The 22,532-nt window shown below is 59.3% G+C and carries 20 protein-coding genes; 14 read left to right on the top strand and 6 right to left on the bottom strand.

Features of this window, described 5'->3' with window-relative positions; all coding sequences use genetic code 11:
* Positions 1-2 precede the first annotated feature (2 nt).
* The gene (locus tag Q9R34_RS12395; protein ID WP_485894031.1) at positions 3-1,085 is read left to right on the top strand and encodes an acyltransferase family protein; all 1,083 of its coding nucleotides are present in this window, start codon (positions 3-5) and stop codon (positions 1,083-1,085) included.
* 64 nt (positions 1,086-1,149) lie between these two features.
* Here the strand turns inward: Q9R34_RS12395 and msrA are convergent, their stop codons facing one another.
* From msrA to hpxD, 4 genes are all read right to left on the bottom strand, one after another.
* Positions 1,150-1,683, bottom strand: a complete 534-nt coding sequence (gene msrA / locus Q9R34_RS12390) for a peptide-methionine (S)-S-oxide reductase MsrA (RefSeq protein ID WP_485894029.1) — start codon at positions 1,681-1,683, stop codon at positions 1,150-1,152.
* Between the two features lie 92 nt (positions 1,684-1,775).
* Positions 1,776-2,342 (bottom strand): flavin reductase family protein, encoded by a 567-nt coding sequence (locus Q9R34_RS12385; protein WP_033749763.1) that lies wholly within the window; start codon positions 2,340-2,342, stop codon positions 1,776-1,778.
* 41 nt (positions 2,343-2,383) lie between these two features.
* Positions 2,384-3,349 (bottom strand): PDR/VanB family oxidoreductase, encoded by a 966-nt coding sequence (locus Q9R34_RS12380; RefSeq protein ID WP_485894026.1) that lies wholly within the window; start codon positions 3,347-3,349, stop codon positions 2,384-2,386.
* Between the two features lie 12 nt (positions 3,350-3,361).
* On the bottom strand, positions 3,362-4,393 hold the full coding sequence (gene hpxD / locus Q9R34_RS12375; RefSeq protein ID WP_485894024.1) for a molybdenum cofactor-independent xanthine hydroxylase subunit HpxD: 1,032 nt from the start codon (positions 4,391-4,393) through the stop codon (positions 3,362-3,364).
* Positions 4,394-4,508: 115 nt separating this feature from the next.
* On the opposite strand from hpxD, the gene Q9R34_RS12370 reads away from it, so the two are divergent.
* Both Q9R34_RS12370 and Q9R34_RS12365 read left to right on the top strand, forming a co-directional pair.
* Positions 4,509-5,420: a LysR family transcriptional regulator gene (locus tag Q9R34_RS12370; RefSeq protein ID WP_485894022.1), complete on the top strand. Its 912-nt coding sequence runs from the start codon at positions 4,509-4,511 to the stop codon at positions 5,418-5,420.
* A gap of 162 nt (positions 5,421-5,582) precedes the next feature.
* Positions 5,583-6,143 carry an NlpC/P60 family protein gene (locus Q9R34_RS12365; RefSeq protein WP_434123329.1) on the top strand — a complete coding sequence of 187 codons (561 nt, stop codon included), beginning with the start codon at positions 5,583-5,585 and terminating at the stop codon, positions 6,141-6,143.
* Positions 6,144-6,202: 59 nt separating this feature from the next.
* Here Q9R34_RS12365 and Q9R34_RS12360 read toward each other — a convergent pair whose 3' ends face one another.
* Together Q9R34_RS12360 and pdxK are read right to left on the bottom strand one after the other, a co-directional pair.
* On the bottom strand, positions 6,203-7,018 hold the full coding sequence (locus Q9R34_RS12360) for a substrate-binding domain-containing protein (protein WP_485894020.1): 816 nt from the start codon (positions 7,016-7,018) through the stop codon (positions 6,203-6,205).
* Positions 7,019-7,079: 61 nt separating this feature from the next.
* Positions 7,080-7,922 carry a pyridoxine/pyridoxal/pyridoxamine kinase gene (gene pdxK / locus Q9R34_RS12355; RefSeq protein ID WP_485894018.1) on the bottom strand — a complete coding sequence of 281 codons (843 nt, stop codon included), beginning with the start codon at positions 7,920-7,922 and terminating at the stop codon, positions 7,080-7,082.
* Between the two features lie 470 nt (positions 7,923-8,392).
* Here pdxK and otsB point away from each other — a divergent pair, with 470 nt between their 5' ends.
* From otsB to Q9R34_RS12300, 11 genes are all read left to right on the top strand, one after another.
* The gene (otsB, locus tag Q9R34_RS12350; protein ID WP_485894016.1) at positions 8,393-9,172 is read left to right on the top strand and encodes a trehalose-phosphatase; all 780 of its coding nucleotides are present in this window, start codon (positions 8,393-8,395) and stop codon (positions 9,170-9,172) included.
* Between the two features lie 5 nt (positions 9,173-9,177).
* Positions 9,178-10,614 (top strand): alpha,alpha-trehalose-phosphate synthase, encoded by a 1,437-nt coding sequence (gene otsA, locus Q9R34_RS12345; RefSeq protein ID WP_485894014.1) that lies wholly within the window; start codon positions 9,178-9,180, stop codon positions 10,612-10,614.
* 978 nt (positions 10,615-11,592) lie between these two features.
* Positions 11,593-11,943, top strand: coding sequence for a flagellar transcriptional regulator FlhD (flhD, locus tag Q9R34_RS12340; RefSeq protein WP_434123110.1), 351 nt, complete (start codon positions 11,593-11,595; stop codon positions 11,941-11,943).
* Positions 11,944-12,522 (top strand): flagellar transcriptional regulator FlhC, encoded by a 579-nt coding sequence (flhC, locus tag Q9R34_RS12335; RefSeq protein WP_434123111.1) that lies wholly within the window; start codon positions 11,944-11,946, stop codon positions 12,520-12,522.
* A gap of 133 nt (positions 12,523-12,655) precedes the next feature.
* Positions 12,656-13,543 carry a flagellar motor stator protein MotA gene (gene motA / locus Q9R34_RS12330; protein ID WP_485894011.1) on the top strand — a complete coding sequence of 296 codons (888 nt, stop codon included), beginning with the start codon at positions 12,656-12,658 and terminating at the stop codon, positions 13,541-13,543.
* Positions 13,540-14,487 carry a flagellar motor protein MotB gene (gene motB / locus Q9R34_RS12325; RefSeq protein WP_485894009.1) on the top strand — a complete coding sequence of 316 codons (948 nt, stop codon included), beginning with the start codon at positions 13,540-13,542 and terminating at the stop codon, positions 14,485-14,487. Before motA ends, motB begins: the two co-directional genes overlap by 4 nt.
* 10 nt (positions 14,488-14,497) lie before the next feature.
* The gene (gene cheA / locus Q9R34_RS12320) at positions 14,498-16,483 is read left to right on the top strand and encodes a chemotaxis protein CheA (RefSeq protein ID WP_485894007.1); all 1,986 of its coding nucleotides are present in this window, start codon (positions 14,498-14,500) and stop codon (positions 16,481-16,483) included.
* Positions 16,484-16,505: 22 nt separating this feature from the next.
* Positions 16,506-17,003, top strand: coding sequence for a chemotaxis protein CheW (gene cheW, locus Q9R34_RS12315; protein WP_033749739.1), 498 nt, complete (start codon positions 16,506-16,508; stop codon positions 17,001-17,003).
* Between the two features lie 156 nt (positions 17,004-17,159).
* A complete protein-coding gene (locus Q9R34_RS12310; RefSeq protein WP_485894004.1) occupies positions 17,160-18,833 on the top strand; it encodes a methyl-accepting chemotaxis protein in 1,674 nt (557 codons plus the stop codon).
* Between the two features lie 169 nt (positions 18,834-19,002).
* On the top strand, positions 19,003-20,682 hold the full coding sequence (locus Q9R34_RS12305) for a methyl-accepting chemotaxis protein (RefSeq protein WP_485894002.1): 1,680 nt from the start codon (positions 19,003-19,005) through the stop codon (positions 20,680-20,682).
* A gap of 173 nt (positions 20,683-20,855) precedes the next feature.
* Positions 20,856-22,532, top strand: coding sequence for a methyl-accepting chemotaxis protein (locus Q9R34_RS12300; RefSeq protein WP_485894000.1), 1,677 nt, complete (start codon positions 20,856-20,858; stop codon positions 22,530-22,532).

The following is a 22,532-nucleotide window of genomic DNA, read 5'->3' as shown; positions in this document are numbered from 1 at the left end:
TTATGAACAGCGCTAAGTCAGATGAAATATCGTGGGTCAATACCCTTAAGGGGGTCTGCATATTGCTGGTCGTGCTCTATCACACCGTGCTGCCAGGCTTTGAAGGCACGCTGAAGTATCTTTCTGCAGGCTGGATCCCGGCGGAAATGTGGGTGCAGTTTAATACCGTGCTGTCGCCGCTGCGTATGCCCGCCTTTTTCTTTGTCTCCGGCCTGCTGGCCACGAACGGCATTCTTAATCGTCCCTGGAAACAGGTTTTCACCAGCCGTATTACCAATCTCTTTTATCTCTACATTCTGTGGGGCTTTATTCAGTGGTGGTCGATTGTCGGCATCTCAACTGAAATAACCGGCCAGCGTATTTCTCAAAATCTTAACGCCGCCTATGCCGGTTCGCTGTTTGAATTTTTAAAACTGACGTTTCTGGCGATGAGCACTTCCTGGTATCTCTACGGGCTCGGCCTCTATTTTCTCTGCGCCAAAATCTTTCGCCAGCAAAAAGTGGCCCTGCTGGCGGTTGCCGTGCTGCTTAATTATCTGGCGGTAGAGAAAATTATTCCCTTCTGGGGGCCGCAGAGCGTGGCACAATATTTTGTCTTCTTCCTGCTGGGCGTGTTCTGGAGCCCGATGATGCTGCGCCTGAGCGAATGGCGACGGGAAAACTGGATGCCCTGGGCGATACTGGCGGCGCTGGCGGGCATGCACGTTATTTTCGGCCTCGATAAGAGCCTGTTTATGTGCATTATCGCGGTGCTGGGGAGCGTGGCGGCCTGCCGCTGGCTCAATCAGCATTTCAGCATGAGCTACATGAACTGGATAGGGCGCAACACGCTGCAGATTTATGTGATCCACCGTATCTTTATCGAATTCTTTGGCATGTCGGCGATTCTGTTCGCTCAGCGGCACCACCTGTTTGAGCAAGCCTGGTTCTCGTTTCTGTGGGCCTGCCTCTATCCGGTAGCGATAGTCGGTCTCTGCTCGCTCTGTTCGGTGGCGGTGTGGTCGGTGACCAATCGCGGCCTGGGGCAGTCGCTGTTTATCTTCCCGACGCTGATCGGCCTGAAACGCGCCCGTTCCACTACCTGAAAAAAAGCCCCGCGCAGGCGGGGCTGTTCAGTGCGCGGCAGCGGGCGGTAGGCCCGCGGCTGGCTTAGCTTTTTACGCGGCTGGCGAAGCTTTTACGCAGCTTCTGCAGCTTCGGCGGAATGACCGCCATGCAGTAGCCGTTGCGCTGGCCCGCGCCTTCCCAGTAATCCTGATGATAGGCCTCGGCGGGATACCACTCTTTCAGCGGTTCAATGGTCGTGACCACCGGATCCTGATGGTCCTGCTGCGCGCGCGCAGTAGCGGCGACCGCCTCTGCTTCCTGCTCCGGGGTGGCCGGAAAGATGGCGGAGCGGTACTGCGTGCCAATGTCGTTGCCCTGGCGGTTAAGCTGCGTCGGATCGTGGGTGGCGAAGCTGATATCCAGCAGATCGCCGTAGCTCACTTTCTCGGGATCAAATCCGATGCGAATCGCTTCCGCATGCCCGGTCGCGCCGCTGCAGACCTGCTCATAGGTCGGATTAGGACGCGCGCCGCCGGTATAGCCGCTTTCAACCGACTCCACGCCGATCACATCTTTAAAAACCGCTTCGGTACACCAGAAACAGCCGCCTGCGATCACTGCGTATTCGATTGCCATAATGCTTAACTCCTGTCGAGGTCGAGTATGAGAGAGTAGGGACGGCCGCGCGCCTTTTCAACCCGCGCCGGGCAAGATTGGCCGAGGGCAGGCTAAATCAGCATCTCAGGTTTAAACTGACCGCTGCGATCCAACACCCGGTCGCCCATGATGGTAAAGCGTCCTTCGCCGGTGTAGTGCAGGGTCGGCGGAAATTCCGGCTCGTCGGCGACGTGGGCTTTGACGATCTCGAAGATAAACAGGTTGTAGTTATCCACCATCGAATCGTCATAGAGCTGGCACTCAAAGCTGGCGAAACACTCATTAATCAGCGGAGCGTTCACCACGCTGGCCGGTTCGGCGGTGAGGCCAAAGGCATCGAACTTATCCAGCTTGTCGCCGTGGCTGTTGCCGATAGCGACGACCTTATCGATCAAATCCGCCGAGGGAACGTTTAGCACGCACTGTCCGCTGTCGCGGATCAGCGCATGACTGTGGTTCATGCTGGAGATCATGCAGCCGACCAGCGACGGTGAAAACTCCAGCACCGTATGCCAGCCGAGCGTCATGATGTCGCTGTGGGTGTCGAACTGCGAGCTGAGCAGCAGCACCGGGCCGGGCTCGAGGTATTTACGCGCCTTGCTGACCGGAAAGGCGGTTTTGTGCAGACGTTGACTCATGGCATCTCCTTATTTCGGGGCGATGCCTTTAAGTGTAGAAGCTACAGGTCGATCACCAGCGCTTTACTGCGGCTGCGCGAGCAGCAGAGCGCGATTTGTTGAAGCGGCGCAGACTTTTCCGTTTCGGTCTGCACGGTGTCGCGATGGTCCGCTTCCCCGGACACCACCGGGGTGAGGCAGGCGCCGCACAGCCCCATTTCGCAGGAGAGTGGCACCTCGACGCCGTTCTCCAGCAGCACGCGGGCGATGGTTTTATCCGCAGGCACCGGCCAGCTGGCACCGGAAGAGGCCAGCGTAACGATAAAGCTTTCGTCGCCTGCCTGCGTCGGCGTCGGCGCGGCGGCGCTAAAGGCTTCGGTATGCAGCTGCTCTGCCCGCCAGCCGAGCGCCTGCGCCTGCTGCTGCATGTGCCTCATAAAACCCTGCGGCCCGCAGAGGTAGAGATGCGTCCCGTGCTCAGGGGCGCGCAGCGCCTCAGGCAGGTGCTGACGCGGGCTCCGCCCCTCGGCGCTGCACAGGATCTCGCCGTAGCCGTAGCGGAAGGGCTGCAGCAGCTGGCGCGTCAGGGCCGCATCCTGGCGTTGCTTCACATAATAGTGCAGCGAAAAGGGCACGGCGTCCGCTTCGAGCTGCGCCGCCATCGCCAGCAGCGGCGTCAGGCCGATGCCGGCGGCGATAAGCACCACGCGCTGCGCCGCCACCAATGGAAACAGGTTGCGCGGCGCTGAAATAGTCAGCCGCTGGCCCAGCCGCAGCTGCTGATGGATATAGCGCGAGCCGCCGCGCGAATCGGCGGCCAGCCCGACGCAGATCAGATAGCGATCCTGGCGCAGCGGCGAACCGGTCAGCGAATATTGCCGCATCATGCCGTTGCCCAGCTGCAGGTCGATATGCGCGCCCGCCTCCCAGCGCGGCAGCGGCAGGCCGTCATCGCGCACCAGGCTCAGCGCAACGGCGTGGCGTCCCTGACGCGACAAACCATCGACAGTTACCGTAAACGTTGTCATCTCATCTCCTCGCTACACCAGGAAAAAGTCGCCGTAGCCCTGTTTTTTCAGGCCGCGACGGTAGGCGATAGAGCTGCGGTCGGCGGGAATATGCGCCTCCAGCGTCAGATCGAGCGGCAGGCGCTCCGGCATCTGCGTCTCCACCATCAGCCGGTCTTCCTCGAACACGCGATGGTTAAAGGCGTGCACCTCCTCGACCGGAATATGCAGGTCGAAGTTGCGCGCGATGGGCGCGAACATCCGCGTTTTGCGCGCTGAAACCGGCGAGGCGGCGTTCATAATTACTAAGCGCGCGGCTTCGGGAAAATGCACCGTCAGCGTGGCGGTAAAGGGAAGATGCATCTCAAAATGGCGCAGCCACTGAAAGCCCTCCGGCGCCTGCTGATCGGAGCCCGCCGCGAAGTTGGAAACCGAGCTCCAGTAATCCACCGCAAAGCCATACGCCGTCTCGACCGGGTTGTAGGGCGGCACCTCCTGATTGTCGGGATCGGCGAAGGTTTCGCTGTGCACCCACGCGAAATGGGCGACGTCGAGAAATCCCTCGACCTGGCGTCCGGCAAAGCCGGCGACGTCGAAAGGAGGACAGGTGATCTGCTGAAAGCTGGCGTCGTCCCAGTGCGGCATCTGCGGCAGCGCGGCGGGGTTATCCGCATCCGGGGCGAGGCAGACCCATACCAGCCCGAAGCGCACCTCTACCGGAAAGTTGATGAGATTGAGCTTGGCGGGCACCGGCTGGTTGGGGCTGGAGGGAATGCGGTTACAGCGGCCATCCTCGCCAAAGCGCAGTCCGTGGTAAGGGCAGATAATGCCGTGTTCGTCGTGAAAGCCGAGCGTCAGCGGCACGCCGCGGTGCGGGCAGACATCTTTCGCGGCGACAATCTGCTCATTGATGCGGTAGATCACCAGCTGCTCGTCAAGCAGCACCGCTTTCATCGGCGCAGGACCAACGTCGCACAGACGCGCCACGGGATGCCAGCAGCGCGCCAGTCGCAGCCAGTCGTCAGGTTCAAAGGTGCAATGGGCGGGAGGCGAAGGTTGTTTCATGGCGATTACCTGTCTGAGGCGCAAGAGAAGATGTGAACATTGTGGACAAAGGTGGGTGCAACGATCCATCATCGTTTTTTCACTAAGGTGTTGCGTTAAACGGTACAGGTAACTGATGCTCCCTTTTTCTCGCTTCTCTCACTATTTTCTCGAACTGGCGCGCAGCGGTAGCCTGCGTAAGGCGGCGGAACGGCTGCACGTCTCCGCTTCAGCGATTAACCGGCAAATCTTACAGGCGGAAGAGGAGCTGGGCATGCGGCTGTTCGAACGGCTGCCGGACGGTATGCGTCTGACCAGCGCTGGCGAGCTGCTGCTGGATGACCTGCGTCGCTGGCAGCGCGAGTACCAGCGCACCCGTCAGCGCTTCGATGAGATTCAGGGGCTGCGGCGCGGCCACGTCACGCTTGGGCTGATTCAGGCGCTAAATGAAGGGGCGATTGCCGATGCGCTGTCGCACATTGCGCAGACGCACCCCTGGCTGCGGCTCGACCTCAGCGTGCACGACAGCGCGCAGATCGGCGAGCAGGTGCGGATGGCGGAGCTGGATGCCGGACTGGTGCTCGATCCGCAGGTGCAGGCCGGACTGAGCGTGATGGCCTTCGCCGAGCTGCCGATGGGGGTGGTGCTGCCCGCCGGGCATGCGCTTAGCGCACGCGCGACGCTCTCCACCGGCCAGCTCAGCGCGGAGCGGCATATCATTCCCGGCGCGCCGCTGGTGGTACATGAGCGGGTCGAGATGCTCTACCAGAAGCACAGCCTGCAGCCGGAGAACATCATTACCTGTAACGATATTCGTCTGATTAAATCGCTGATCAAGCAGGGCAGTGGCATCAGCATATTAAGCCTGCTGGATGTAATGGATGAGGTGGAGCGAGGGACGCTGAGCTTTGTGCCGCTGCGCGACGCTAACGTGCGGCCGCTGACGCTGGCGCTATGCTGCGCGCCGGCGCGGCAGCTGTCGCGCGCCGCCCAGCAGGTGATTCAACATTTGACCGGAGTGATCGAATCGCTTAACGCGTCAGGCTAAGGTGAAGATTTGCCTTAAAATCAGCAGATAGCGCGCATCGGTCGCCCTTTTTGTAAATTAACGTAAAGCGGAAGCGGGTCAGGTTTAGCGGAAAGCCTAATTAGGCTATAAGTCCTCTACCACGCCAACCTGCTTAGGGTTTCACCTTACACGATGATGACTCTGCGACCTCTGCTGACGCTTCTGTTAGCTTCCGCTTTTTTGCTTGGCGGCTGCTCCCGCCATTCTACTGAACCCTCCGCACGGAACGATACGCAGGTCAGCGATACGGGCCAGGGCGATCAAGGTGACCTCATTCCGGTTGTTGCCGCGCTGCACGATCAGATGCATACCTGGCACGGCACGCAATATCAGTGGGGCGGCACCGAACTTTCCGGCGTCGACTGCTCCGGCTTTGTCTGGCGCACGCTGAAGGATCGCTTTAACCTGCCGATGGATCGCGTCACCACCACCGAACTGCTGAAGATGGGCAAGCGCATTGCGCCGCGCGATCTGCAGCCGGGCGACCTGGTCTTTTTCCGCATCAAAGGCGGCATGCATGTCGGCTTCTATGATACCGACCAGCACTTTTTCCACGCCTCGGTCAGCCAGGGCGTGGTGCGCTCCGAGCTGAATAATCCTTACTGGCAAAAAGTCTTCTATCAGGCGCGGCGCCTGCCGAAAGAGTACAACGCGCAGATCACCCTTAATAAAGGCAGCGGTATGACGCTGGCGCGTAAGTAATATTATCTGCGGGCACACATGACCAACGGTAAAAGCCCGCCTTACGGCGGGCTTTTCGATCAGTGCCGAACGGCGCAGCCGCACTGGCCCATTTCGCCCAGCGCCGCTCTGCCCTGATGGGAGTGGCGTACCCGCAGCTCGCCGCGGCGCCAGGCGCCATCCTCCGCCATGCGATTAAGCAGCAGCCGGTTTAGCGCCTCCGTGACCCGCAGCGCCTGCGGCTGCGCCCAGCTGGTAAGATGCCAGGGCGAGGCGCCCGCCTCCAGGCAATCACCAAATCCCACCACGGCGACATGCGCCCCCTGGCCAAAATCCCGCACCGCCTGTAGCGCGCCGAACGCCAGCGGGTCGCTGTCGCAGAATAGCGCCTGGATGCGCTCCGAGGCGCGGGCGCGCTTCAGGTAGGCAAGCATCGCCTGATAGCCGCTGATGCGCTCATCGCCCTCGTCGGCAATAAGCGACTGATCCAGGCGTTTATCCGCCGCCGCTAATACGCTGCAGAAACCGTCGATGCGGGCGGGATCGGCGCAGCGCGCCGGTTGCAGGTAGCCGAAACGCTGATGGCCCTGCGCCAGCAGCAGCTGACCCATATCTGCGCCAGCGGCATAGCCGTCCAGATTTAGCTCATCCAGCGTCAGCAGCGGGATCGGCCCGGCAGCGGCGCGAAACGTATCGCTGAACTGACCGGAGAGGTGGAGCGCGCCGCTCAGCAGCGGCGCCAGCTGACGCGCGCGCTGATCGGCAGCGTCGACCAGCAGCGCCGCGCAGCCGCGCGCGTTAAGCTGCCGGTTCACCTCCTGCAGCAGCGCCGCCGTCTGCGGATGGCTGAAATCATGGCTCAGCACGCCAATGGTTTTACAGGTGTTGTTATACATTATGAAGACCCTGTTAAGGTGAGTAGAGGTCCCCCGTACCATAAAGGATGCGGCGCCTGTTTCACAATGGTTCTGCGTCCGCCAGCTGCAGTTCGCGCCTGCCCAGCGTGCGGGTCGCCAGAACCGACTGCTGGGCATACAGGCTCGCCTGCTTGACCGCCTGGCTCAGCGGCGTGCCGCGCAGCAGGCGGGCGGTCAGCTCGGCGGTAAAGAGATCGCCTGTGCCTTTGGGCGGATTATCGTAGCGCGGGTGTTCGGTGACGAAGGTCTCTTCCGCGGTCACGCAAAACACCTCCATGCAGTGACGCGTCTCGTCGTGCGTAGCGCTGGTCACCACCACCCATCGGGTTTGGGCGCTGAGCAGCGAGCGGGCGGCGTCGATAATCTCGGCGTTCCTCTCCAGCGGCGCGTCGCACAGACAGCCCAGCTCAAAGCGGTTCGGCGTCAGGCCGGTCGCCAGCGGCGCAAGCTGTTGCCGATAGTGGACCGCCAGCTGCGGATCGACGTAGAAGCCACTGTCGTCATCGCCCAGAACCGGATCGATAATCACCGGCATCTGCGGGTTTTTCTCACGCATCAGCCGCAGCCAGCGCGCCAGCGACGCTGCCTTATCGGTGGATTTCAGATAGCCCAGCACCACGGCGCGCGCGGCGCTATCCAGGTTCCGCTCGGCTAGCGCGGTCAGATAGCCTTCAAACCAGGCCTGAGGGATTTCGCCGCCGTAGCAGCTGGCATAGTGGGGCGTATTGCTCAACAGCACCGTAGGCACTGCCACAACCTGTAGCCCATGGCGGCGCAGCGCAGGGACGGCGATGCTGTTGCCTACGCTGCCGTAAACCACCTGCGACTGAACGGAGATGACGTCGATGATTTCGCCATCTGCGGCGTCGGAAACCTGAAACATATTGCGCTCCTTGTTGGCACTCTTGCACCAGTATACCGCTACGAGGGGACCAGCGGCAGGCAGCGCCTGGCGGTGCCGCTTCCCTTAACCCGCTTCAGCCCTTGCCGGACAAAGCGCGGCGCAACGCTAAGCGAAGCGCTAACGGCAGAATATTCTGCTAACAACACGCAAATAATGCCGCGTCGAGTGGCAAATATGGCAAGGCCGTCTACACTTAATCGCGACGATGTTTTCAGTCAGGTTGATATGTCTGTGAAGGTTCTAAAAAGTAGTGGCGTCTTATCTGAAGTGACTTGCTGGTACCCGCAGTTTTTGCCCTGCACCTTACCCCACGCTCGGCCGTTCCGGCTGGCGCTCCCGCAGACATTCATCCTCACTCAAACATCCTGCAATGGCGCGTTGACGAGCCAGGCCTCTGACCTGACAAGCCGCGAATCGTACGCGCCCGAATCAACTACAGGAGAAGACACGTGACCCAAGCGGCGAATGAACATGCCTCGCTTCCTGCGCTAAGCGGCGGTCTTTATGCCTTCTTTTTTGACGTAGACGGCACCCTTGCGGCCATTCAGCCGCAGCCTGACGCCGTTTTTATCCCGGAAAAGGTGCGTCAGCAGCTGCAGCAGCTCGCCTCCCTCTGTCACGGCGCACTGGCGCTGGTGTCGGGGCGGCCGATTTCACAGCTCGACGCGCTGGCCGCACCCTTAATTGCGCCCGCTGCGGGCGTTCACGGCGCAGAGCGTCGCGATGCGCAGGGCGAACAGCACTTTATCCGTCTGGATCCAGCGGTCGCCGACGCCCTGCAGCAGCAGCTGCAAGAGGCGATGGCGCGCTGGCCAGGCACGCTACTCGAGGCCAAAGGCATGGCCTTCGCGCTGCACTACCGTCAGGCGATGCAGCATGAGCAGGATGTCCTCACGCTGGCCGAACAGGCCGTGAAACGCTTTCCGGCGCTGGCGCTTCAGCCGGGGAAATGCGTTGTGGAGATCAAACCGCAGGGCGTTGATAAAGGCGAAGCCGTACGCGCCTTTATGCGCGAAGCGCCCTTTGCCGGTCGTATCCCGGTATTTGTCGGAGACGATCTAACGGATGAGAAAGGATTTATCGCCGTAAACGCCATGCAGGGCATTTCCGTGAAGGTTGGCCAGGGTTCCAGTCAGGCGCGTTATCGGCTGCCAGACGTTGAGGCGGTTTACGCATGGCTGGAGCGATTACTATTACAAATAAAACAAGACAATGTCGGTAAGGAGTAAAGGTTATGAGTCGTTTAGTGGTCGTATCTAACCGAATCGCCATTCCTGATGGGAAAAAAGCCAGCGCAGGCGGCCTCGCCGTCGGCATTCTTGACGCGCTGAAAAGCACCGGCGGCCTGTGGTTTGGCTGGAACGGGGAGATCAGCGAATTTTCCGGAGAAGAGGAAGACGAGCTGGTACAGGTAGAGCATGACGGCATCTCCTACGCCGCGCTGCCGCTGAGTCAGAACGATTACGATCTGTATTACTGCCAGTTCTCTAATACCGTTATCTGGCCCGCGTTCCACTACCGTCTCGATCTGGTACAGTTCCAGCGCGAAGCCTGGGACGGCTACTGCCGCGTCAACGAGATGCTGGCGCAGCGCCTGAAGCCGCTGATTAAGCCGGACGACACCTTGTGGATCCACGATTATCATCTGCTGCCGTTCGCCGCCGAACTGCGCAAGCAGGGCGTGAATAACCGCATCGGCTTCTTCCTGCACATCCCGTTCCCAATGCCGGAAATTTTCAACGCGCTGCCGCCGCATCAGGAGCTGCTTGAGATGCTGTGCGAATACGATCTGCTGGGCTTCCAGACCGAATCGGATCGCGTCGCCTTTCTCGACTGCCTCAGCCAGCTGACGAAGCTGCAGAATGCAGGCGACAAAAAGCACCGCGCGTTCGGCAACACCTTTATGACCGAGGTCTATCCTATCGGCATCGAGCCCGACAGTATCAAGGAGATGGCTGAAGGTCCGCTGCCGCCGAAAATGGCGGCGATGAAACGCGAGCTGGGCGATGCGAAAAACATTATTGCCTGCGAGCGCCTCGACTATTCCAAAGGGCTACCGGAGCGGTTCCTGGCCTATGAGGCGCTGCTGGAAAATTTCCCTGAGCATCGCGGCAAAATCCGCTATTCGCAGATCGCGCCAACCTCGCGCGGGGACGTGCAGGCGTATCAGGATATTCGTCATCAGCTTGAAACTGAAGCGGGCCGCATCAACGGTAAGTACGGTACGCTGGGCTGGACTCCGCTCTACTATCTGAACCAGCATTTTGACCGCCGTCTGCTGATGAAGATCTTCCGTCTTACCGATGTCGGGCTGGTGACGCCGCTGCGCGACGGCATGAATCTGGTGGCGAAGGAGTATATTGCCGCGCAGGACCCGGACGATCCAGGCGTGCTGGTGCTGTCGCGCTTTGCCGGTGCTGCCAACGAGCTGACCTCGGCGCTGATTGTTAACCCTTACGATCGTGATGAAGTGGCGGCGGCGCTGAATAAAGCGCTGACCATGCCGCGCACCGAGCGTATTTCACGCTACAACGACATGATGGCCGTGCTGCGCAAGCATGACATCACTCACTGGCGCGAAAGCTTCCTGAAGGATTTGTGGGCTATCCCGCCGCGCAGTGAAGATCACAGCACGGTGAATAAAGTGGCCACTTTCCCCAAACTCGCCTGATTCTCATGGCGGTCCGCTCTATGGACCGCCCTTTATCCTGCCTCTCTCGCTCACTCACTCACTCATCGCTCTCCAGCTCCGCTTAAGATTATGGTTGTCAGATGACAATTCCGACCGAGTCTGTTTGCTGTTTTAATCCACAGTTAAGAAAAAAACGGCTTTTTTTCCCCACGCGAACCTAAAGTCTGACGGCAAAATGCCGATAGTTATGAGTCATAAAAGTGTCAAATGCATTATTCATTCATATCTCTAATGTAACACCTTGTTACACCTGCTGTTCTCTGCTTTACGCCCACCTTAAAACATTAACGATTCGTTGTTAAAACGCGACGATTATGCGTCATCTCTCTTTACGCTTCGCTTACGCCCTCCAGGAAATATTTGCCCTAAGTAATTAATTTTCCAGCGGTTAGTCACGCCTGTTTTTAGCATATTATGCTGGTATACGATAAGTAAATGGCGCCTTGTAGGGCGTTAATGGCATTGTTAAAAATAATCGATCGCTGGCGAGGCGGGATAAAAGAGATATCGGGTCCATTAGGGTAATAAGCCCTTTGTTAGGACGAAATATAAATGAAACAAAGCTGATTTGTACAAAAAATAGACAAAATAAAAGCATCCCTGAAGGGTTCGCGAAAAAATTTGCCTTAAAAGTGTGATGCAGATCACGCTTTATCTAAAATTTCATGGTCCTGTCGTTGTATGTGTAAATCAGACGGGATAGATTTGCGTTGTTTTAGGAATAGTCTTAAAAGAATGTAAAAAGACGTCACGGAAGAGCGCAATAATTTAAAAAAGAATGGCCCTGGGGTTTTGACTAACACTGTAAATATGTCGTTCAGGACATGAGGCAGACTTCAGAGTACGTTTGGTTTTTGGCTGTCAATTTTTGCCATCTTTATACCTAACAACCAGCAACCCGTAACGCAGAGGGTTTTTCTGCGAAGCTCTCACGTCGTGTCTGTCAGGATGGAAAAAATGGGTACATCTGATTTACTGAAACATATTTATGATCTCAATCTGTCATATTTACTGCTTGCACAGCGATTAATTAACCAGGAAAAAGCTTCTGCAATGTTTCGCCTCGGAATTGATGAAGAGATGGCTAACGCATTGTCGCAATTAACTCTGCCGGAAATGGTAAAGTTAGCGGAAACCAATCAGTTGGTTTGCCAGTTTCGCTTTAACGATCACACTATTATTAACCGCCTGACGCAGGAATCTCGCGTGGATGATTTACAGCAAATCCACACCGGCATTTTATTATCCAGCCGTTTACTGCGTAATGCTTCTAAAGATGAAGTGCCGGCGAAGAAGAGGGCGATGTAAATGTCGGAAAAGAGCATTGTTCAGGAAGCGCGCGATATTCAACTCGCGATGGAGTTAATTACGCTCGGCGCGCGTTTGCAAATGCTGGAAAGCGAAACCCAGTTAAGCCGCGGCCGCTTAATTAAACTTTATAAAGAGCTGCGCGGCAGCCCGCCGCCGAAGGGCATGCTGCCTTTTTCCACCGACTGGTTTATGACGTGGGAGCAAAATATCCACGCCTCTATGTTCTGCAACGCCTGGCAGTTTATGCTAAAAACCGGCATGGCGACCGGCGTTGACGCGGTCATTAAAGCTTACCGCCTCTATCTCGAACAGTGTCCGCAATCGGACGAGGGCCCGCTGTTGGCGCTGACGCGCGCCTGGACCCTGGTGCGATTCGTTGAAAGTAATATGCTCGAACTGTCCGATTGCAAAAGCTGCAACGGCAGTTTCATTAACCATGCGCATCAGCCGGTCGGCAGCTTCGTCTGCAGCCTGTGCCAGCCGCCGTCGCGCGCGGTAAAAAGACGTAAACTTTCTGCAGATTCTGCCGATACCTTTCCACAACTGCTGGATGAACAGGTTAAACACGCCGTTTAAGTTTGTTCGCATCGTGGAAAGTCATCCAGCAGCGGGTATCCCCCGCTGCTTTTTTTTTGCCCACGATCTGAATAGCGCCTGCGGCTCTCTGGCTTAACTTCCACCAACACGTTACGGACGTAAGGATGTTCTAGTGCTGATCTTATTGGGTTATATCATTGTTGTCGCATCCGTGTTGGGCGGATATGCGCTGGTGGGTGGCCATCTGGGCGCCCTTTACCAGCCGTCAGAGCTGTTAATTATCGGCGGTGCCGCGCTTGGCGCTTTTTTCGTCGGCAACAACGGCAAGTCGATTAAAAAGACGGTAAAAGCGCTGCCAAAGCTGATGCGCGGCTCAAAATATAATAAAGCCCTTTATATGGATTTAATGGCGCTGCTCTATCGCCTGATGGCTAAGTCGCGTCAGCAGGGCATGCTGTCGCTGGAACGCGATATTGAAGATCCAACACAGAGCGAAATATTTGCTAATTATCCGCGTATTCTCGCCGATAAACAGCTAGTGGATTTTATTACCGATTATCTGCGTCTGATGGTCAGCGGCAACATGAACGCCTTTGAGATCGAGGCGCTGATGGATGAAGAGATCGAGACCTACGAACATGAAAGTGAAGTGCCAGCGCAAAGTCTATCCGCCGTCGGCGACGGCCTGCCCGCCTTCGGCATCGTGGCGGCGGTAATGGGCGTGGTGCACGCGCTGGCCTCAGCGGACCGTCCGGCGGCCGAACTGGGCGCGCTGGTGGCGCACGCGATGGTAGGAACCTTCCTCGGCATTCTGCTGGCGTATGGCTTTATTTCGCCGCTGGCGTCGGTACTGCGCCAGAAGTGCTCTGAAACCACCAAGATGATGCAGTGCATCAAGGTCACGCTGCTCTCCAGCCTGAACGGCTATGCGCCGCAGATTGCAGTGGAATTTGGCCGTAAGACGCTTTACTCCACCGAGCGTCCGTCGTTCAGCGAGCTGGAGGAGCACGTACGTAACGCGAAGAACCCGGCGAAACAGACTTCGGACGAAAGTGCATGAAGAACAGCAACCGCCCAATCATCGTCGTCAAAAAGCGCAAGCATAAAGGTCACGAAGGCGGTCACGGTTCCTGGAAGATCGCCTATGCCGACTTTATGACGGCGATGATGGCCTTCTTTATGGTGATGTGGCTGATCTCCATCTCCAGCCCGCAGGAGCTGGTGCAGATCGCTGAATATTTTAAAACGCCGCTTAAGGTCGCTCTGACCGGCGGCAAGCGCAGTAGCGATAGCGACAGCCCGATTCCAGGCGGCGGCGACGACGCGACGCGCATCCAGGGCGAGGTAAAAAAAGTCGTCAATATGGATGAGCAGAAGCGCAAGCTGGATGACATTCGCCTGAATCGCCTGCGCGAAAAGCTGGACCAGCTGATTGAAGCGGATCCGCGCCTGAAAGCCCTGCGTCCGCACCTGATTATCAACATGGTGGAAGAGGGGTTACGCATCCAGATTATCGACAGCCAGAACCGGCCGATGTTTAAAACCGGCAGCGCCGAAGTCGAGCCCTATATGCGCGACATCCTGCGCGGCATTGCGCCGCTGCTTAACGATATACCGAACCGCATCAGCCTGGCGGGCCATACCGACGACTTTCAGTACGCGAATGGCGATCGCGGCTACAGCAACTGGGAGCTTTCCGCCGATCGCGCCAACGCCTCGCGTCGCGAGCTGGTCATAGGCGGGCTCGACGGCGGCAAAGTCCTGCGCGTGGTCGGCATGGCCGACACCATGAAACTGAAAAATCGCGTCGGTAACGATGCCGTTAACCGCCGCATTAGCCTGCTGGTGTTGAACCACGACACCGAAGCGGCGATTGAAAAAGAGAACGCCGAGAGCGACGCCGTACAGGTGAGCGATCCGGCGGCCATAGAAAAGATTACCGCGCCGCCTGTGCCGCAAGGCAGCAGCCCGGTAACCACAACAGCCCCCTCACAGCCGAGGTGATCCCGTGAGCATGGACATCAGCGATTTTTACCAGACGTTTTTCGATGAGGCCGATGAGCTGTTAGCTGATATGGAGCAGCATCTGCTGGGGCTCGACCCCCAGGAGCCGGACTCCGAACAGCTAAATGCCATTTTCCGCGCCGCCCATTCGATAAAAGGCGGAGCCGGAACCTTCGGGTTTACGGTTTTGCAGGAAACTACCCACATTCTGGAAAATATTCTGGATGGTGCTCGTCGCGGCGAGATGCAGCTCAGCACCGACATCATCAACCTGTTTTTGGAAACCAAAGATATTATGCAGGAACAGCTCGATGCCTATAAAACCGCGCAGGAGCCTAACGCGGAAAGCTTTAACTACATCTGCGAAGCGCTGCGCCAGCTGGCGTTAGAAGCGAAAGGCCTGCCGGTAGCGGCTCCGGTCGTTGCCGTTGCGCCAGTGGCGCAGAGCGCGCCAGCCAGCAGTGGTCTGCGCGTGAAGCTGGTCGCCCTGAAAGAGAAAGAGGTCGACCTGATGCTGGAGGAGCTGAGCAATCTCGGCAGCCTGAGCAACGTGGTTAAAGGCAGCGATTTCCTTGAGGCGAGCATCGACGGCGTCAGCAAAGACGACATCGTCGCGGTGCTCTGCTTCGTGATTGAAGAGGCGCAGATCCGCTTCCCGGACGCTGACGCCGCGCCGGTTGCGGAGGTTGTGCCGGTCGCCGCGCCTGCGCCGGTCGCAGAGGCCGCGCCAGTGCAGAGCGCCAGCGTGAGTGAACTGCCGGTGGCGAAGCGCGAAGGCAAACGCGCCGCCGCGCCCGCTAAAAGCAGCGAATCCAGCAGCATCCGCGTCGCGGTGGAGAAGGTCGATCAGCTGATCAACCTGGTCGGCGAGCTGGTGATTACCCAGTCGATGCTGGCGCAGCGCTCGGGCGAACTTGACCCGGTGGCGCACGGCGACCTGCTGAACAGCATGGGCCAGCTGGAGCGCAACGCGCGCGATCTGCAGGAATCGGTGATGTCGATTCGTATGATGCCGATGGAGTATGTCTTCAGCCGCTTCCCGCGCCTGGTGCGCGACCTGGCGAGCAAGCTGGGTAAAGAGGTGGAGCTGACGCTGCTCGGCAGCTCTACCGAGCTCGACAAGAGCCTGATCGAACGCATTATCGATCCGTTAACGCATCTGGTGCGCAACAGCCTGGATCACGGCATCGAAGCACCTGAAAAACGCCTGGCGGCGGGCAAGGTGGCCACCGGCAACCTGACGCTGTCGGCAGAACATCAGGGCGGCAACATCTGTATCGAAGTCTCTGACGACGGTGCTGGCCTGAACCGTGAACGCATTCTCGCCAAGGCGCTCTCTTCCGGCCTGCCGGTCAGCGAAAACATGAGCGACGAAGAGGTCGGCATGCTGATTTTCGCACCGGGCTTCTCCACGGCTGAGCAGGTCACCGACGTGTCGGGCCGCGGCGTCGGCATGGATGTGGTTAAGCGAAACATTCAGGAGATGGGTGGCCATGTGGAGATCGCCTCGAAGCAGGGTAAAGGCACCACCATCCGTATTCTGCTGCCGCTGACGCTGGCGATCCTTGACGGCATGTCAGTGCGCGTGGCGGACGAAGTCTTTATCCTGCCGCTCAACGCGGTGATGGAATCCCTGCAGCCGCGCAGCGAAGAGCTGAAGCCGCTGGCGGGTGGCGAATGCGTGCTGGAGGTGCGCGGCGAGTACCTGCCGCTGGTTGAACTGTGGAATGTGTTTGACGTGCAGGGCGCGAAAACCGAGGCGACGCAGGGCATCGTGGTGATCCTGCAAAGCGCCGGAAAACGCTACGCGCTGCTGGTTGATCAGCTTATTGGCCAGCATCAGGTCGTGGTGAAAAATCTCGAAAGCAACTATCGCAAGGTGCCTGGCATCTCCGCCGCCACCATCCTCGGCGACGGCAGCGTCGCGCTGATCGTTGACGTGTCGGCGCTGCAATCGCTTAACCGTGAAAAACGTGTGGCCGGCGCGGCCGCCTGACTGACAACAAAAGGGTAGAAAAATGACTGGAATGGCAACCGTGACCAAAATCGCCGGCGAAACCGTCGGCCAGGAGTTCCTGGTATTTACGCTGGGAGACGAAGAGTACGGTATCGATATTCTTAAGGTGCAGGAGATCCGCGGCTACGATCAGGTCACGCGCATCGCCAACACGCCGGAGTTTATCAAGGGCGTCACCAATCTGCGCGGCGTCATCGTGCCGATTATCGATCTGCGCGTGAAGTTTTCCCAGCCGGACGTCGAGTACAACGACAACACCGTGGTGATCGTGCTGAATCTGGAGCATCGCGTCGTCGGCATCGTGGTGGACGGCGTCTCTGACGTGCTGTCGCTGACGCAGGATCAAATCCGTCCTTCGCCGGAATTTGCCGTCACCATGTCGACCGAATATCTGACCGGCCTTGGCGCGCTCGGCGAGCGTATGCTGATTCTGGTAGACATCGAGAAGCTGCTGAGCAGCGAAGAGATGGCGCTGATGGATACGCTGCGCAGCGCGTAAATCCTGCTTTTCACGAGCCGGGAATAAACCGGCTCGTAATTATTTACTTTAAAAACAATAAGAAGCGCATTTTAGCCATCCCACCTTGCGCTAAATATATCCCGTACTCTGCCGATACCCCTACTGCTTGATCTCCTACTTTTCCAGGGCTCCCTTATGCTAACCAAAATTCGTGTCGTCACCAGCCTGCTGCTGGTGTTATTGATGTTCGGCCTGTTCCAGGCGTTCTCAGGAGCAGTGTTTTTCTCTGCGTTGAGCGATGATAAAACCAGTTTCAACATATCGCAGCTCGCCAGCAAAAATTTGCAGGCGCTTAACGACGCCTATATGAGCCTTAACCAGAGCCGCGTCGTGCTGACGCGTATTCAGCTGCGTATCGCCAACAGTAAGGTGGATGGCAGCACGCCGGATATCGCCTCGCTGTTTACCGACAGCCAGCAATTTCAGAAAACCGCGGCAGCTAACTTTGAGCTGTTCAAGGCAATTCCGGACACGCCGGGGCTGAATAAAACACTCAACGACCGTCTGATGAACGCCTACGGCGCCTATGCGACCGCGCTGACCCAGCTGCAAACCGCGCTGCAGGCTAACAATCTCGCCGAGGCGGGCAAGGCGCCGGTGGCGCCGAGCCAGAACGCCTTTCTGCAGATCTACACCGACTGGCGCGCCGATCAGGCGCATCTGACCGAGCTGGGCGTGAAGAAAAACGCCAGCGCCTACACGCGCATGCTCTGGATCCTCGGCACCATCATGGCGCTGGTGGTGGTGGTTATTGCGCTGTGCTGGGTTGGCCTGCGCCGCGTGCTGATCGCTCCGCTGAACGCCAACATCGCCCATATCCAGCAGATTGCGCAGGGCGACCTGACGCAGCAGATCCACGCGGAAGGGCGCAATGAGATGAGCCAGCTGGCCGCCAGCCTGCACCAGATGCAGCAGGCCCTGGTGCAAACCGTCAGCAACGTGCGCGACGGCTCTGACGCCATCTTTACCGGCGCCAGCGAAATCTCTGCAGGCAACAACGATCTCTCCGCCCGCACCGAAGAGCAGGCGGCGTCGCTGGAGCAGACCGCCGCCAGCATGGAGCAGCTCACCGCCACGGTGAAGCAGAACGCCGAGAACGCCCGTCAGGCGTCGCAGCTGGCGCTGAGCGCTTCGGAAACCGCGCAGAAGGGCGGCAGCGTGGTGGACGGCGTGGTGAAAACCATGAGCGACATCGCGGGCAGCTCGAAGAAGATCGCCGATATTACCGGCGTCATCGACGGCATCGCCTTCCAGACCAATATTCTGGCGCTGAACGCGGCGGTGGAAGCGGCGCGCGCGGGCGAACAGGGCCGCGGCTTCGCGGTAGTGGCTGGCGAAGTGCGCAGCCTGGCGCAGCGCAGCGCGCAGGCGGCGAAAGAGATCAAATCGCTGATCGAAGACTCGGTGAACCGCGTCAACGCGGGCTCGCAGCTGGTGGGCACCGCGGGCGACACCATGAACGAAATCGTCAGCGCGGTGACGCGCGTCACCGACATCATGGGGGAGATCGCCTCGGCGTCGGACGAGCAGAGCCGCGGCATCGACCAGGTTGGTGAGGCAGTGACGGAGATGGATCGCGTGACCCAGCAGAACGCCTCGCTGGTGGAGGAGTCCGCCGCGGCGGCCGCCTCGCTGGAGTCGCAGGCGAGCCGTCTGAGCCAGTCGGTAGCGGTCTTCAGGATCCCGCGCGCCGCGGCTGTCGGCACCCGCCACGTGCAGATCGCGGCGCCTGTGGTCAGCCCGGCCTCCGCCGCGCCGCGCAAAGCGCTGGCCGCCCCTGCCAGCGACGCCAACTGGGAAACCTTCTGATCGGCCTCACCCTTTACTCTGCCGGGCAGCCGCCCGGCAGTCACCCCTCCAGCGTCACACCGCACTTTAAAAACCTACATAACTGTAAAAACCGTTAAAGAGGCTCAAATCTGGTGGCCGCCCGCCGATAGAGAGCCTGCACGTTTTTTTATGACTTCCGGGAAAATATATGTTGAAACGAATCAAAGTGGTAACCAGCCTGATCGCCGTGCTGGCTATCTTTAGCCTGCTGCAGCTCACGTCAGGCGGGCTCTTCTGGTCCGCGCTGCACAAAGATAAAGAGGCCTTCGCGCTGGCACAGGTCTCCACCAGCAACGTCACGGCGATGACCGACGCCTGGATCGCGCTGAATCAGACGCGTATCACCCTCAATCGCGCCATGCTGCGGCTGCAGAGCAGCACGGCGGCGCAGATCAATGGCGGCCAGCTGGACGAGCTGGTCAGGCAGACCGAGCAGCAGCTGGCGCAGGCCGATCGCCATTTCAAAGTCTATTACGATCTTCCAGCTACGCCGGGCCTTGAGGTCGCGCTGCGCGACCGTCTCGAAGCGCAGTACGCCAGCTATCATGACGGCCTTGCTGGCATGCTGGAGCGCCTGAAGGCGCGCGATCTGGAGGGAATGTTCCGCTTCAATATCGAGCAGATCCAGAACTCAACGCAGGCGGCCTACGGTGAATGGCGCGCGAAGCAGACCCTGCTCGCCGCGCAGGGTGCCGAGCAGAACCAGCGCGCCTTTACCCAGATGATGTGGCTGCTGGCGGCGGTGGCGCTGCTGGTAATCGGCGTGGTGGTCGCCTGCTGGTTCGGCCTGCGTCAGGTATTGATCCTGCCGCTGCGCCAGCTGCTGACCCATATTCGCACCATTGCGGCGGGCGATCTTACCCAGCCGATTACGGTAGAAGGGCGCAATGAGATGAGCCAGCTGGCGAACGGCCTGCAGGAGATGCAGCAGGCGCTGGTCAGCACCGTCAGCAACGTGCGCGACGGCTCCGACGCCATTCTGAGCGGTGCCAGCGAAATCGCTGCGGGCAACAACGATCTCTCCGCCCGCACCGAAGAGCAGGCGGCGTCGCTGGAGCAGACCGCTGCCAGCATGGAGCAGCTCACCGCCACGGTGAAGCAGAACGCCGAGAACGCCCGTCAGGCGTCGCAGCTGGCGCTGAGCGCCTCGGAAACCGCCCGCAAAGGCGGCAACGTGGTGGACGGCGTGGTGAAAACCATGAGCGACATCGCGGGCAGCTCGAAGAAGATCGCCGATATTACCGGCGTCATCGACGGCATCGCCTTCCAGACCAATATTCTGGCGCTGAACGCGGCGGTGGAAGCGGCGCGCGCGGGCGAACAGGGTCGCGGCTTCGCCGTAGTGGCTGGCGAAGTGCGCAGCCTGGCGCAGCGCAGCGCGCAGGCGGCGAAAGAGATCAAGGCGCTGATCGAAGACTCGGTGAACCGCGTCAACGCGGGTTCGCAGCTGGTGGGCAGCGCGGGCGATACCATGAGTGAAATCGTCGGCGCGGTGACGCGCGTCACCGACATCATGGGGGAGATCGCCTCGGCGTCGGACGAGCAGAGCCGCGGCATCGACCAGGTTGGTCAGGCGGTGACGGAAATGGATCGCGTGACCCAGCAGAACGCCTCGCTGGTGGAGGAATCCGCCTCGGCGGCCGCCTCGCTGGAAGAGCAGGCGAGCCGCCTCAGCCAGTCGGTGGCGGTGTTTAACATCCCACGCGCCGCGCAGACGGCTGTCGGCACCCGCCATGCCCAGATCGCGGCGCCTGCGTTCAGCGCCGCCGCCGCGCCGCGTAAAGCAGTGGCGGCGCCCGCGGGCGGCGATAACTGGGAAACCTTTTAACCCGCAACGCACTGCCCGCAGGGAAGCGGGTCTCTTCTATCCTGTCTGTTGCCGCGCCGGTGACGCGCTCTTTTTTCATTTTCTCTCCAGCTGGTCCAACCCTTCGTTTCCTGCAAAAAGATCCCCTCGCTGAGGCCGATAACTGGTGAGATCCGCCAACCAATGAGGTGTTTATGTTTAATCGAGTACGCGTTGTTTCCGGGCTGCTGGGTGTGCTGGCGCTGTTTGTTCTGCTCCAGCTGGTTTCCGGAAGCGCTTTTTTTAATACGGTGAAAGCCGACAAAGAGAATTTTGCTTATAACCAGCGTCTCGCGACGCTACAGCAGGCGATGGGCACCTCATGGGTTTCCCTGGTACAGGCACGCAATACCCTGAACCGGGCTGGCATCCGTTACCTGCTGGACAGTCAGCAGGCCGGTTCCGGCGCGACGGTGCAGGATCTGGTGGCGCTGGCCAACCAGGAGCTGAAGGTCGCCGATCAGGGCTTCGCCGACTTTAACGCCAATCTGTCCGAAAAGGGGAAAACCGCCGAAAACGTGCTGGCGCTGCAGGCGAACTATAAAGCCTACCGCGACGCGCTGACCGAGCTGACCGGCTTCCTTGCCGCCGGTAACTTCAAGGGCTTTGTCGACCAGCCGACACAGGGTTTTCAGGATAAGTTTGAAAACGATTACAACGCCTGGCAGAGCCACAACCAGCAGCTGGCAAAGGAGGGGGTTGACGCCAATGACCTCGCTTACAGCCACGCCATTCTGATGGCGATCGGCCTGGTGGTCGCCTCGCTGCTGATTAGCCTGCTGGTCTGGACGGTGATGCGCAGCGCGCTGATCGCTCCGCTGAAGCTGAGCATCGAGCATATCCGCCATATCGCGCGCGGTGACCTGACGCAGCCCATTACCTGTAGCGTCCGCAACGAGCTGGGCGACTTGCTTGAGGCGCTGCAGGAGATGCAGCAGGCGCTGGTGCGCACCGTCTCAACCGTGCGCGACGGCGCGGACGCCATCTATACCGGCGCCAGCGAAATCGCCGTTGGTAATAACGATCTCTCGTCTCGCACTGAAGAGCAGGCGGCGTCGCTGGAGCAGACCGCCGCCAGCATGGAGCAGCTCACCGCCACGGTGAAGCAGAACGCCGAGAACGCCCGTCAGGCGTCGCAGCTGGCGCTGAGCGCCTCGGAAACCGCGCAGAAGGGCGGCAGCGTGGTGGACGGCGTGGTGAAAACCATGAGCGACATCGCGGGCAGCTCGAAGAAGATCGCCGATATCACTAGCGTCATCGACGGCATCGCCTTCCAGACCAATATTCTGGCGCTGAACGCGGCGGTGGAAGCGGCGCGCGCGGGCGAGCAGGGCCGCGGCTTCGCGGTGGTGGCGGGAGAAGTGCGCAGCCTGGCGCAGCGCAGCGCGCAGGCGGCGAAAGAGATTAAAGCGTTGATCGAGGATTCAGTGGCGCGCGTCAATACCGGCTCGGTGCTGGTAGAGAGCGCAGGCGAGACCATGCATGACATCGTTAGCGCGGTGACGCGCGTCACCGACATCATGGGCGAGATCGCCTCGGCGTCGGACGAGCAGAGCCGCGGTATCGATCAGGTTGGCCTCGCGGTGACGGAGATGGATCGCGTCACTCAGCAGAACGCTGCGCTGGTGGAAGAGTCCGCTTCGGCGGCCGCCTCACTGGAAGATCAGGCAAGCCGACTGAAACAGGCCGTTTCTGTGTTCAATATTGGTAAAGAATTTGTCGCCCAGGCCGTTAACAGAACTACGGCGTCGAAAAGTTTACGGCTGGATGCGCTGGCTGCGGCCTCCCGTGCGCCAGCTGTTCGCAGCGACGATAACTGGGAAACCTTTTAA

Source organism: Enterobacter sp. BRE11, from assembly GCF_031844285.1.
Lineage (GTDB): Bacteria > Pseudomonadota > Gammaproteobacteria > Enterobacterales > Enterobacteriaceae > Pantoea.
Note: the sequence above shows the minus strand (reverse complement) of the source record. Positions and strands in the feature narration are given on the sequence as shown.

Bases quoted from the DNA above. Each gene is read 5' to 3' on its own strand.
- Q9R34_RS12395 (WP_485894031.1), top strand. From the start codon at position 3: ATGAACAGCGCTAAGTCAGATGAAATATCGTGGGTCAATACCCTTAAG.
- msrA (WP_485894029.1), bottom strand. From the start codon at position 1,683: ATGGCAATCGAATACGCAGTGATCGCAGGCGGCTGTTTCTGGTGTACC.
- Q9R34_RS12385 (WP_033749763.1), bottom strand. From the start codon at position 2,342: ATGAGTCAACGTCTGCACAAAACCGCCTTTCCGGTCAGCAAGGCGCGT.
- Q9R34_RS12380 (WP_485894026.1), bottom strand. From the start codon at position 3,349: ATGACAACGTTTACGGTAACTGTCGATGGTTTGTCGCGTCAGGGACGC.
- hpxD (WP_485894024.1), bottom strand. From the start codon at position 4,393: ATGAAACAACCTTCGCCTCCCGCCCATTGCACCTTTGAACCTGACGAC.
- Q9R34_RS12370 (WP_485894022.1), top strand. From the start codon at position 4,509: ATGCTCCCTTTTTCTCGCTTCTCTCACTATTTTCTCGAACTGGCGCGC.
- Q9R34_RS12360 (WP_485894020.1), bottom strand. From the start codon at position 7,018: ATGTATAACAACACCTGTAAAACCATTGGCGTGCTGAGCCATGATTTC.
- pdxK (WP_485894018.1), bottom strand. From the start codon at position 7,922: ATGTTTCAGGTTTCCGACGCCGCAGATGGCGAAATCATCGACGTCATC.
- otsA (WP_485894014.1), top strand. From the start codon at position 9,178: ATGAGTCGTTTAGTGGTCGTATCTAACCGAATCGCCATTCCTGATGGG.
- flhD (WP_434123110.1), top strand. From the start codon at position 11,593: ATGGGTACATCTGATTTACTGAAACATATTTATGATCTCAATCTGTCA.
- flhC (WP_434123111.1), top strand. From the start codon at position 11,944: ATGTCGGAAAAGAGCATTGTTCAGGAAGCGCGCGATATTCAACTCGCG.
- motB (WP_485894009.1), top strand. From the start codon at position 13,540: ATGAAGAACAGCAACCGCCCAATCATCGTCGTCAAAAAGCGCAAGCAT.
- cheA (WP_485894007.1), top strand. From the start codon at position 14,498: ATGGACATCAGCGATTTTTACCAGACGTTTTTCGATGAGGCCGATGAG.
- cheW (WP_033749739.1), top strand. From the start codon at position 16,506: ATGACTGGAATGGCAACCGTGACCAAAATCGCCGGCGAAACCGTCGGC.
- Q9R34_RS12310 (WP_485894004.1), top strand. From the start codon at position 17,160: ATGCTAACCAAAATTCGTGTCGTCACCAGCCTGCTGCTGGTGTTATTG.
- Q9R34_RS12305 (WP_485894002.1), top strand. From the start codon at position 19,003: ATGTTGAAACGAATCAAAGTGGTAACCAGCCTGATCGCCGTGCTGGCT.
- Q9R34_RS12300 (WP_485894000.1), top strand. From the start codon at position 20,856: ATGTTTAATCGAGTACGCGTTGTTTCCGGGCTGCTGGGTGTGCTGGCG.